Source organism: Nostoc sp. (genome assembly GCF_036919495.1).
Taxonomy (GTDB): Bacteria; Cyanobacteriota; Cyanobacteriia; order Cyanobacteriales; family Nostocaceae; genus Nostoc.
The window spans coordinates 18,584-29,982 of record NZ_JBALBZ010000155.1; the positions used below are offsets into that span (position 1 = coordinate 18,584).

The window sequence follows — 11,399 nt, forward strand, 5'->3', positions numbered from 1 at the left end:
GTTGTCTCTGATACTAAATTTTCAAATACTAGACTGAAAATTAGCGATCGCAATCAAAATTTTGGGCATGATTGCGCCAAGATTTTTGGCTAGGAATTATTTTTTTGCAAAATACAATTTTATAAAAATGAATCCACGGAGAAATTAGGATTTTTAAAGTGTCTAATATGTAACACTTTTGCTCATAACTCCTTTAGAGTTAGGGTAATAAATCTGGTTTTACTCCACCCTTGAACCCGGTATTTTCACATAAATACAACGTTTTCTCGCGTTTTAAGCTACTGGGAAGCATGATTATAAAAAAGTTTTAGTTATACCCTTGCACTAGCAAATCTGCAATCGAGGTTAATAATTCAGTTGGTTGTATTGGTTTGGCAACGTGTTTTGGAAACCCAACTGCTTAGACTCACCCAGCGATAGCTTTCTCCAGCATAGGGGGTAAGGGCGATCGCACTTCAAATTATTGTAGAAAAACATGGCGGTACTCTGGAGGTTAATTCCATACAGGGTGAGGGTACAGAATTTGCAATTCAAATTCCGATTTAAATTTATTCCTATTGGCGCGGGTAGCCGAAGCTAAGATGGCTACCAATGAGTGTATAGAAGTCATTTGGCGCGTGTGCAGTACCACCTACGCAACCCGGAACCTTGCACTTATCGCTAACAGTTTGGGCGACTTTGTACAGCTTGGCGGTATGTGGTGTCATGTCCCATCCTTCGCCACTATAGCTGCTTATGGTTTTTTCAATATTATGCAAAACGACCACTTCAAGCCGCCAACCATTGATTTTGCACTCGCCCAAGCGATAAATTTTAAATAATGCTGGATCTGATAGAGCTAAACGTAACTCTTTTTCTATTTGCATGAAGTCAGGCTTTTCTGGCTGCATCTGCAAGTAAGCAAGCAATTCTGCGGCTGATGTGCCAGTTCTAAAAAATACTGATGCATAGCCGTCTCCCCCAGAAACAACTCTCCAATCAACTAAGGTGAGTTCTGGTGATTGCGCCAGTGCCATAATCAGTAAAGTGTCAGCTTGGTTATCTGTGCCAGTTATCCCACCATAACCAGACTCAATGCCAAAGTTGCGATCGCAAACACCAATAATTTCCCAGACACAGTGTGCAACAGTAATTATAGGTTCATCTCTTTGTATACCCGACATAACTTCAGCATAGTTGCTCTGGTCAACATACAAATCGTAAGAACCTTGATAATTGGCATCTCCACATGGCGCATTGATTAAGTTGCCAACAAAGTGACAGTGTTCAAAGCCAGACAGTGGATGCTGCCGCACCAAAGCCGCAAGGCGTTCAGCATCAGACAGAGCAAAAGAGGCACTAAAGTAGTAATGAGGCCCTTGTCCACACTCTTTGATTTCCCAGAACCAATCCTGAAATGTACTCACTATCTAAAGGTAGACACAACGACATAACGACTAAGATAACTGGTAGCAAATAACATTGAACAGAACTCTATAGATGACCTACTCAACTTTTGGAGTTTCCTGAGCATTTATCATTTCTTGCTGGCTCCTAGACTCTAGCGCTTCACGAGTTGTCAAAAACTGTTCACCCAAATCTGTAACATGAAAATATTTAGTCAAATCGATTGATTTTTGACCATAATTACTCGCTTGAACCACATCACTGATATAACCAGAGTTCGTCTTAATTAATTTAAAATCTCGTAAGCGTCTTAACTCATCACCTACATTATTTGATACATAAAAGTTATAACTCGTATTGGCTTTGGAGTGTTTATAGAGTTGATCAATCTTCTCATAATCCTTCTTGGCAAGCAAAAAACCAAACATAAAAGCTTGTGTTTGTTCTAAGTTTTTTTGCTGTTTTTCTAGTTGTTCTAGCTGTTGTGCTTGAAGCTCATCGATTTGTTTTTTCTGTTTATCGACCTCTTGCTTCTGTTTATTTACCTCTTGTTTTAGTTCTTTAAACTTAGCTGTAAAGCCGCCATCCTTAGAAATAGCAAAATCCTCTATTCTATTGAGCAAACCAGAGTTAAACAATAAAACAATGGCAATGATTATAATGTCAGGAGCTTCTATCTTTCTTGGTTGTTGCCCTTCTTTGAGAAATATTGGGCTAATTAGGCTAAAAATCAAATAGCCTACTGCTAAAAATGAAATAATTTCAATCCACCAATTTATGTGATTATTGTTCTCGTCTTTGCTAGAAGGACTTTCTGGTAATTGCTGATCTATTTGACTCTGATTGTTTTTATCACTCATAAGTAGCCAACCTTAATTCAATTAAGCCTTGCTTAGGACTACAAGATATCATCCACTAGAACCGTACCTTAGTAGACTTATGTCATCATTGTAAAACGAAACAGTTTTTATATTAGGTTAAACCATATTTATGTTTTACAACCCCATAACCATGCGATAATGAGCTTCAATTTGCACGACAGTCTCAGATTTACGCTTTTTCTCCCATTGACTGCGGTTAAATAATTCTTGTCGCAATTCATCAACGTTAATTGTGGTAACTTTGCCATCAGCAACAATTTGCTTACCATTCACCCAAGCACTATCAACAACATTCGTAGGATGACCTAAGACTAATAAGCCAATGGGATCTGTACGAGGTAATAATGATAGATTGGTGAGGTCATAAAGTACTAAATCTGCTTGTTTACCTACAGTTAAAGAACCGAGTTTGTCTGCTATATTCAGCCCCTTTGCGCCTCCCAATGATGCCATTTCTACAGCTTGTCTGGGCGTAATCCAGTTTTGATAATCTGAGTCTGTAACATTATGTAAAATAGAACCCATTTTGATTGCTTCTAACAAATCTTGAGAGTCATTACTCGAAGCACCATCGCAACCAAAAGTTACATTTACTCCAGCTTGACGATATTTTAAAATGGGGGCGATGCCACTGCCTAAACGCAAATTACTTAAGGGATTATGAACAACTGTAGATTGAGTTTCGGCGAGGATGGCGATATCAGCATCATTTAACCAAACGCAATGGGCAAGTGAAGTTTTATTGCTCAAATATCCGATTCTTTTCAAATGTTCCACAGCAGTACAACCGTACTTTTCTTGAGCGAGTTTTTCCTGTGCCTTGGTTTCAAGTAAATGGGAGTGACGACAAAGATTGTAGCGATCGCTTAACTCACTACATCCTTCAAATAAAGCATCAGTACACAATTGTATCCCTGTTGGTGCAACTAAAATATTTATACCCTCATCCGGGCGATGAAATTTTCTTACCGCCTCTTCGATGATTTCCAGTGTTGCCGCAGTTGAGCGAAAATAAGGTTCATGTTTTTGGGCTGATTCCCCAGATGGAATACCTGCGCTGAGGGACTCATCTTGAATTAAGGGGGCGATAAAGGCGCGAATTCCAACTTCTCGGTAAGCGCGATTTGCAATGGCGATCGTTTCTAACTCAAGTCCCGGAATTAACACTAAGTGATCTACTACACTCGTACCGCCAGAAAGTAGGGTTTCCACCGCAGTACCCAAAGCACTGAGATAAACCTGTTCGGGATCGAGGGGGGCAAAATCATACAGTTCCGCCAACCATAATTCTAAAGGGAAAGCTGACATGATTCCCCGTTGCCACATCTCTGATGAGTGGGTGTGGGCGTTGAAAAAGCCAGGTAGCAACAGCTTATTTTTGCCATCGATAGGTGTGCCGATTACCTGTAGATTGGGGGCAATGGCTGCAATCGCACCATCTACAATTTGTACATCTACTGTTGCATAATCATCACTGGCAGCAATTAAAACATTTTGAATGGTGAAATTTACCATATTTAACCTTAATTAAGTAATTGTACTCTCAACTGAATTTCAAGTTACAAAATAGAAAATGGTGTTAAGTATTGCAATTTTATGAATTTACCATTACGGACATTGGGAGTTGCACCAAATGCGTGGACAGTGAATGATGCGATCGCAGATATCACTCGTCCTCAAAAGGCCCCACAACCCGTTATTTTATCAACAGAAACTAAAACCCTGCGCCTAGACTTGGCAAAAGCTGCTATCCTCGTCATTGATATGCAAAACGACTTCTGTCACCCTGATGGCTGGTTAGCGCATATCGGCGTGGACGTAACTCCGGCGCGTCAGCCTATTGAACCTTTGAACAAATTACTTCCAGAACTGCGTGAAGTCGGTGTTCCAGTAATTTGGATAAATTGGGGAAATCGTCCTGATTTACTCAATATTAGTGCTGCTTCGCGCCACGTCTATAATCCCACAGGAGAGGGTGTAGGATTGGGCGATCCATTGCCAAGCAATGATGCTAGAGTACTCATGGCAGGTAGTTGGGCCGCAGCAGTAGTAGACGAATTAGAAAAAATTCCTGAAGATATTTGTGTGGACAAATACCGCATGAGTGGATTTTGGGATACGCCATTAGATAGTATCTTGCGGAATCTGGGAAAGACAACATTATTTTTTGCTGGTGTTAATGCCGATCAATGTGTGCTAACTACGTTATGTGATGCTAACTTTTTAGGATATGATTGCGTGTTAGTTAAAGACTGTACCGCTACCACTTCTCCTGAATATTGTTGGCTGGCCACATTGTACAATGTCAAACAATGCTTCGGTTTTGTGACTGACTCCCAAGAGATTTTAACAGCACTGCAAAAAGGTGAGGAGTGAATCTATTTTAGATTTTAGATTTATCCCATGCATAAATTCTCTTTCTTCCCTACGGGACGCTACGCGAACGATTAAGAATTTTAGATTTTTTTTTCGTGTTGAAATCGCTTCCTTTGGGACATTTTTAAATTTAATAATTCAAAGTCCAAAATACAAAATCATGTGATTCAAAACTCGGATTTTAAGAATTTTCATACCCATCTATAACTTCAGAAGGAATAAATAAATGTACGCTACTCGTTGTGTAATTCCGGTTATCAAATCTAGCAAAGATTACCAAGTATATCGCATCAGTCCGGACGCCTCGAATCGATTAGCAATTATTTTTGATTCGACAAGTGCTAATACTTCGTTGACTTGCTGCATAGAAATTTTCGATGTTGATGGACAAACACCCCCAAATCGCCATCAGTGGGCGGTGGAAATGTTTTTTGTCCTCAAAGGCGAAGGGATCGCCATCTGTGATGGTAAGAGTGCCACAATCAAAGCTGGAGATAGTTTATTAGTGCCTCCCACTGGTACTCATTTGATTAAAAATACTGGTTCTACTCGCTTGTACACATTGACTGTTATGGTTCCCAATGAAGACTTTTCGGAATTGATTCGTAGTGGTGTTCCGGCGGAGTTAGATGCAGAAGATATGGCAGTATTGGGGAGATTCGATGCTTTGATGCCCTGTTAAAATACTTCGTAATTTGTAATTCGTAATTCGTAATTTAATTTATTGGGAATTCCTCATTTCCATGTGAAATACGGGAACGAGGAAATATTATGAATTACAAATAATTTATTGTTAAAAAACTTTTAGCTTATTAACTACGAAGGGTAGTGAAATACACGCTGGAAGACTTTTCAAACATCCTCATAAGGGCAATCACTAGAAAACTGCACATTTGCCAGGAAATAATCATTGATATTCGCGTGATTAAAAGTACCAAAGCATCGGCTGTACTTAGGAAAGATACAAAGGATACGTCGATGTTGCGAGGGAAAGTAGCTAGTTCTCTTAGTGGTAGGAGCGGTTTTTGAATCGGCCGCTATATGGGTTAGGTTTTCTAAAGACTTCAGATTTACAGTCATCGCAAATTTAACCCCGAAAAACTGAGCAGCTAATTTAACAATTTATTGACACAATCACTTGTAATTCCAAGTAGCTTACCGTGATATTTCAGAAGTTTTTAACTGTAAGATAGAAAACTTACCTTGTTCTTTTTTAGGATTTTACCGATAATGTTGGTTAAAAGTTGGTATTACTGGTACGATTTTACCTAGCATCAATTTTGGAAACAACCTACTATTGCACCTTTTCTATGAAAAGAAAACAAATTCTTGGCTTTCTGGGTATAGCAGTTGCAGGCTTGCTCCTGGCAATTGGTTTACCATTGGTTACTCCTTCTCCTGGAATAGCACAATCAAGCACCAACATAACCGTATCCGCAGCTTCTAGCTTAAAAGATGCGCTAGAAGAAATTAAGCCTTTGTACCAACAAAGTAAATCAAATATCAACATTAGTTATAACTTTGGGGCTTCTGGCGCTTTGCAGCAACAGATTGAACAAGGTGCGCCTGCGGATATCTTTATTTCTGCTGGTAAAAAGCAGGTGGATGCCTTAGAACAAAAAGGACTATTGCTACCAGGTAGCCGTACTAACCTAGCAAAAAACAGTCTAGTCTTGATTGTGGCTCAGGATGTTGTTGGCATCAATAGTTTCTCCAATTTAATAAATAGCAAGATTAAGAAAATTGCGATCGGTGAACCCAGGAGTGTACCGGCAGGGCAATATGGAGAGGAGGTCTTAAAGAATTTGAAACTTTACGATCAGCTTAAATCAAAATTTGTCTTTGGTAACAATGTGCGTCAAGTTTTGGCAGCAGTAGAAAGTGGTAATGCTCAGGCGGGCATAGTTTATGCCACTGATGCCAAAACTTCCAATAACGTAAAAGTCGTAGTCACTGCTGACGAAAAGCTTCACTCACCAATTGTCTATCCAGTAGCAGTAATTAAAGCCAGTAAAAATATTTCTGCTGCCAAACAATTTGTCAAGTTTTTATCTGGCAGTCAAGCTAAGACTGTATTGAGAAAATATGGGTTTATTGTCTGAGTGTCTAATTAGTATTTGTTTGCAAGTAAGCTGAAAAAACATCTATCAGCAGACATTCCTCCGTGATAGAAAAAAGTCTTGCCAGCATCCACAAAGGCATTTCAGTAATGCTAAACGAATAATTGTGAAATGTCAGCTTATTGAAGATCCCTGTCTCTAAAGAGGCGGGGAATTTCAATAGCTGGCTTTCGTGTGCATAAGCATCTACAGTTAGCGGGAACTTAGACAAAAATTAAGAACATGATGATAACTATATTAGCAGTTATCAGTGGATCGGATACCTGGGTAGCAATTGAGACTTATGCCCAAGCCAAACGGGAATGGCTAGAAACGTTTCTGGCATTACCCAACGGTATTCCTTCCCATGACACGATTGCAAGAGTGTTTGCCAGGTTAAATCCCCAAGCATTTGAGCAATGCTTTCATCGGTGGGTGGGGTCAATTACTGAAGCTATTGGCGCTCAAGTAATACCTATTGATGGGAAAACAGTGCGGCAATCATTTGACCGCAATAGTGGACAAAAAGCAATTCATGTTGTCAGTGCTTGGGCAAGCGAACATCGGCTGGTGTTAGGTCAACTTAAAGTTGATTCCAAATCGAATGAAATAACGGCAATTCCGAAATTATTGGAGTTGATAGATATTGTTGGATGTATCATTACAATTGATGCGATGGGATGCCAGAAAGAAATCGCTGCCCAGATTCTCGCAAAAAATGCAGATTACGTTCTTGCTCTCAAAGCAAATCAAAGTAAACTTGAGGATGCAGTTAACAGTTGGTTTGAAAAAGCTCAAAGCAACAATTTTGAAGGTGTTGACCACAGTTATCATCATACAATCGAAAGCGCTCATGGTCGGATTGAAATTCGCAAATACTGGAGTGTCCCTGTTGAACAGCTAAGGGAGATGCCAAACCAGGAAAAATGGTTAGGACTGAGGAGCGTAGGAATGGTCATGTGCGAACGTAGGCTTTGGAATAAAACAACTATTGAAGTTCGCTTTTATATTAGCAGTTTAGAGCATGATGCTGTTGTTTTAGCTCATGCTGTTCGTAGCCACTGGGGGATAGAAAATTCTGTGCATTGGGTACTGGACATGACATTCCATGAAGATGCTAGTCGTATCCGTAAAGATAATGCCCCTCTTAATTTTTCTGTTCTACGGCGTTTATCTTTGAATCTTTTAGATAAAGATAAAACGGTGCGTGGAAGTGTTGCGATGAAAAGATATCGCGCAGGTTTAGATAACAATTACCTACTTCAAGTTATCGCAGCCATCTAAGTCTTCTCTCACGTCGAAAATTTAGCTATAAATGGTAGTTTTAGGTTGTCTAAAACAATTTTCTCATGAATATATTGCAGTAAATACACAACTTTACATTTTAATAAATTGCCAAATACATATGTAAATTACAATACATGCAATTGGTTATTTGTCAAATAAAATTAGATGCGTTTGCCCTGGTTGTATCTTCTAGTTAATATTACTACTATTATTGTATTAAATATTTAACTCATACGTAATGGGTGATTAGCGATGGCTACGCCCGCCGCAGGCATCGCACCTTTTTTAGCCGACCTCACAAAATCGCATTGCTCCCTGTGAGAAATCTGGGTAATGGGACTTCCAAAAAAAACTCCATTTCTACTTCAGGATAAGTGATTATTTCATTCTTAGCAATTTTTGATTTAATCGCAAAATCATTATTTTCAGCTTTTGATTATGTGTTTAATTAAATATTCCCCCTATAATCAAGTCTATAAGCTAATTCTATCGATTTTTTATGCCTCATCTCCATAATGAATTTGTGATAAATTCAGCACTCTCTCTTTAAGTACTGAGTGTGTTTCAATTCGTACTTACTCTCATTTATACAATCTTATTGATATTAAGTTAGACAGCCCTCTATTGCTATAAAGTTTACTCTGTCAAGTTTTTAGACTTTTTCTTACATCGAACTCAGGTATAGTTAGGTGCGCACCGAACATGCCGAAAATCCGTACGCAATTGCTGCGGGTGCCGGCTCAGTTGATCGTCCGTGCCGGTCGTTGCTGAACATGTCGCTGGTGCTGCCTGTGGCCGACCCCGGGCGGCTGCCCAATTCCGCTTCCGACCCGAAGCGGACATCACCGGTACGCCACGACAGCGGTGCGCGCTGCCCGCGTCATCGCCCGAAGCGCTACACCATGCTCGATGACGGTAGGCGGTTTAGCCTCGTGACGTGGAGCTCAGTGAGCGAGCATCGCCTTAGTCAGCAGATCGCAGTGACGACGCGCGGAGATTCGATCTCGTGGGAAATTGGGCGGAAAGTGGGTTCGTCGACCAACTGACCAATCTCAGCACACATTGAATTCCGACGTCTGCACCGTCAGGAGTCCGGCCTCCCGGTAGCTCTCTATCAACTCGTCGAAGAGGGCGATATCGGAACGACTTCTTGCCATGAGCTGTGCGCCAGCGACGGCGGCAAAGATGGCTCGAGCCCGTTTCTCCCTCTCCTCGGAATTCATCGCCGTCGCAGCGGAGAGGACCCTGCTCAGCCAGGCGACATTGACATCCGCAAAGGTCTGAACTTCCTTCTTCACTGGGTCCGGCAAGTTTTCGTATTCGGCAGCCATGAAGCTGCCGAGGCACAGCCGGTTCTCGCTCTCAAGCGACTTGCGAAATGTGTCGGGGTAGTTGTGCAAACAGCGGTTTGGGTCCGCTATCTCGGCCGAAATGGCCTCAAGGACAGCAGCTGAGTCCTCCCAATACCGCTTGGCTACTGCAGCCCCGAGGTCGCCCTTGGTCGGGAAGTAGTAGTGAATGCTTGAACTCTTGATGCCTACGTCGTTGGCGAGATCACGAAAGTTCAGGCCGCTGTAACCGTGCGCCTGGGCCTTTTTTTTGGCAGCCGCCAAGATGGCTTCCCGATAATTTGAGCTCACTGAACTGACTTTCCCCTGCCCCGAATAGCTGAGATGGATGTTTCACCCCCAATTATAGAGCAGAGCACCAAATCTATCAACTGGAAGATAGTTGTTGACACCAGCCCAGCTGGGGCATACAATTCGGTCAGTCTACCACGTGATAGATAGACAAAGAACTTGGGAAGAACCCAGTTTTATCAACCGATCAAAAGATAGAAGGCACATCATGAACACTGACATCTTCTTTTATGACGCAACGAAGCTGGCTGAACTGATCCGAAGCCGCGAGATTTCGCCAGTCGAGGTCATGGAGGCACACCTAGATCGCATCGAAGCCGTAAACCCCAAGATCAATGCGATCGTCTCAGTCGCCGAGGGCGCGCTTAAAGCGGCCAAGGCCGCAGAAGCGGCAGTTCTGGCCGGCGAAGAGCTTGGGCCGCTTCATGGCGTGCCTTTCACGGTGAAGGACTCGATTGATACCGCAGGGGTGTTGACCCAACGCGGTTCGCCTATCTTCCGGGGCCGCATCCCCGATACGGACGCCACGAGCGTCGCGCGCATGAAGAAGGCGGGCGGCATCCTACTGGCAAAGACTAACCTTCCCGAGTTCTCTTACTGGATCGAGAGCGACAATCTGCTCTCCGGTCGATCGAACAACCCCTGGGATGTGACCCGCACGCCTGGCGGTTCAAGCGGGGGCGAGTCAGCAGCCATTGCGGCGGGCATGTCGCCCATCGGGCTCGGAACGGATCTGGCCATCTCCGTACGAGGCCCAGCCGCGCAAACCGGCATCACTTCTATGAAGGCAACGCATGGCCGCGTGCCCATGACCGGCATCTGGCCCCGTGCACCGCGTCGGTTCTGGCATGTCGGGCCGATGGCCCGCTCCGTACGGGATATCGCGCTGGCATTCTCGCAACTAGTGGGGGCTGATGGCCAAGACGCATTCTCGAGCATCACTGTGCCGTCCGATGCAGGCATAGGCCGTCAGCCCTACCGCCAGCTGAGGGTAGGCTGGATGGTCGGACCGGGCTTTGGGCCTGTCGATCCCGAAGTTGCGGCAACGGTCGAGGCTGCCGCCGAGGCCCTCAAGGACCTCGGCATCGTGGTCGAACAAGTGCGGATCCCGGCGCTGGAGCGCGATTTCGCCCTCGACGTGTTCAACCGCCTGCATGTGATGGAGATGAAGGCTGCGTTTGCTCAGGCGACGGCCGGCCACGAAAGCGAGATGTACAAGATGTCCAAGACCATGCTTTCGCTGCCCGATACATCAATGAAGGACTTTATCGAGGCCGAGCAGGCCGCCGAGCGCATCCGCGACGGGTATGCCGACTACTTCACCCGCTACGACGCGCTGATCACGCATGTGCTGCCGATCCCGGCCCACAAGCATGGTGTCGAGATATTCACCATCGACGGTCAGACAGTTGATGCAACCTACCTCCAGGGTGCGACGGTACCCCTGAACGTCACCGGCTTACCTGGCCTGGCGATGCGATTCGGCACGAGCAAAGAAGGAATGCCGATCAATGTGCAGATTGTCGGCACGTGGCAGGCGGAGTCCACGATCCTGCACTTGGCTTCGCTGCTGGAGTCCGTGAGCTTGGTTCGCAGCCTCCGCCCGGTCATCTAGGGATGTATTCCAAGAGATCGGGGTAAATATAGCGAAGACACTGTTGGCGAAATATTGCTTAACAATTTTGGCAACGTAATATTGCACGAAAATTCTGATTACTTCCGCAGCGATA

10 protein-coding genes are annotated in these 11,399 nt (G+C 43.7%); 6 read left to right on the plus strand and 4 right to left on the minus strand.

Annotated elements, in window-relative coordinates:
* Positions 1–554: 554 nt before the first annotated feature.
* The 3 genes from V7K25_RS22385 to V7K25_RS22395 form a co-directional block, all read right to left on the minus strand.
* Positions 555–1,406, minus strand: coding sequence for a hypothetical protein (locus tag V7K25_RS22385; protein WP_335160685.1), 852 nt, complete (start codon positions 1,404–1,406; stop codon positions 555–557).
* Between the two features lie 78 nt (positions 1,407–1,484).
* Positions 1,485–2,246 (minus strand): hypothetical protein, encoded by a 762-nt coding sequence (locus V7K25_RS22390; protein WP_335160687.1) that lies wholly within the window; start codon positions 2,244–2,246, stop codon positions 1,485–1,487.
* A 135-nt stretch (positions 2,247–2,381) separates the two neighbouring features.
* Complete coding sequence (locus V7K25_RS22395) at positions 2,382–3,782, minus strand: amidohydrolase (protein ID WP_335160689.1); 1,401 nt, start codon at positions 3,780–3,782, stop codon at positions 2,382–2,384.
* Between the two features lie 81 nt (positions 3,783–3,863).
* Between V7K25_RS22395 and V7K25_RS22400 the strand changes: the two genes are divergently transcribed.
* The 5 genes from V7K25_RS22400 (at position 3,864) to V7K25_RS31695 (ending at position 9,075) form a co-directional block, all read left to right on the plus strand.
* Entirely contained in the window at positions 3,864–4,643 is a 780-nt protein-coding gene (locus V7K25_RS22400) for a cysteine hydrolase family protein (protein ID WP_335160690.1), read from the plus strand.
* 226 nt (positions 4,644–4,869) lie between these two features.
* Positions 4,870–5,325 (plus strand): cupin domain-containing protein, encoded by a 456-nt coding sequence (locus V7K25_RS22405; RefSeq protein WP_335160692.1) that lies wholly within the window; start codon positions 4,870–4,872, stop codon positions 5,323–5,325.
* Between the two features lie 628 nt (positions 5,326–5,953).
* On the plus strand, positions 5,954–6,745 hold the full coding sequence (modA, locus tag V7K25_RS22410) for a molybdate ABC transporter substrate-binding protein (RefSeq protein ID WP_335160694.1): 792 nt from the start codon (positions 5,954–5,956) through the stop codon (positions 6,743–6,745).
* Positions 6,746–6,985: 240 nt separating this feature from the next.
* Positions 6,986–8,026 carry an ISAs1 family transposase gene (locus V7K25_RS22415; protein ID WP_335160696.1) on the plus strand — a complete coding sequence of 347 codons (1,041 nt, stop codon included), beginning with the start codon at positions 6,986–6,988 and terminating at the stop codon, positions 8,024–8,026.
* A 905-nt stretch (positions 8,027–8,931) separates the two neighbouring features.
* Complete coding sequence (locus tag V7K25_RS31695) at positions 8,932–9,075, plus strand: DUF3363 domain-containing protein (protein ID WP_442948108.1); 144 nt, start codon at positions 8,932–8,934, stop codon at positions 9,073–9,075.
* Between the two features lie 6 nt (positions 9,076–9,081).
* On the opposite strand, the gene V7K25_RS22420 is transcribed toward V7K25_RS31695, so the two are convergent.
* Positions 9,082–9,642, minus strand: a complete 561-nt coding sequence (locus V7K25_RS22420) for a TetR/AcrR family transcriptional regulator (protein ID WP_335160698.1) — start codon at positions 9,640–9,642, stop codon at positions 9,082–9,084.
* Positions 9,643–9,877: 235 nt separating this feature from the next.
* Here V7K25_RS22420 and V7K25_RS22425 point away from each other — a divergent pair, with 235 nt between their 5' ends.
* On the plus strand, positions 9,878–11,284 hold the full coding sequence (locus V7K25_RS22425; protein WP_335160700.1) for an amidase: 1,407 nt from the start codon (positions 9,878–9,880) through the stop codon (positions 11,282–11,284).
* The last annotated feature ends 115 nt before the right edge of the window (positions 11,285–11,399 follow it).

What these genes read in the sequence shown, in the direction of transcription:
- V7K25_RS22390 (WP_335160687.1), bottom strand. Translation starts at nt 2,246, where the DNA reads ATGAGTGATAAAAACAATCAGAGTCAAATAGATCAGCAATTACCAGAA.
- V7K25_RS22395 (WP_335160689.1), bottom strand. Translation starts at nt 3,782, where the DNA reads ATGGTAAATTTCACCATTCAAAATGTTTTAATTGCTGCCAGTGATGAT.
- V7K25_RS22400 (WP_335160690.1), top strand. Translation starts at nt 3,864, where the DNA reads ATGAATTTACCATTACGGACATTGGGAGTTGCACCAAATGCGTGGACA.
- V7K25_RS22405 (WP_335160692.1), top strand. Translation starts at nt 4,870, where the DNA reads ATGTACGCTACTCGTTGTGTAATTCCGGTTATCAAATCTAGCAAAGAT.
- modA (WP_335160694.1), top strand. Translation starts at nt 5,954, where the DNA reads ATGAAAAGAAAACAAATTCTTGGCTTTCTGGGTATAGCAGTTGCAGGC.
- V7K25_RS22415 (WP_335160696.1), top strand. Translation starts at nt 6,986, where the DNA reads ATGATGATAACTATATTAGCAGTTATCAGTGGATCGGATACCTGGGTA.
- V7K25_RS31695 (WP_442948108.1), top strand. Translation starts at nt 8,932, where the DNA reads ATGCTCGATGACGGTAGGCGGTTTAGCCTCGTGACGTGGAGCTCAGTG.
- V7K25_RS22425 (WP_335160700.1), top strand. Translation starts at nt 9,878, where the DNA reads ATGAACACTGACATCTTCTTTTATGACGCAACGAAGCTGGCTGAACTG.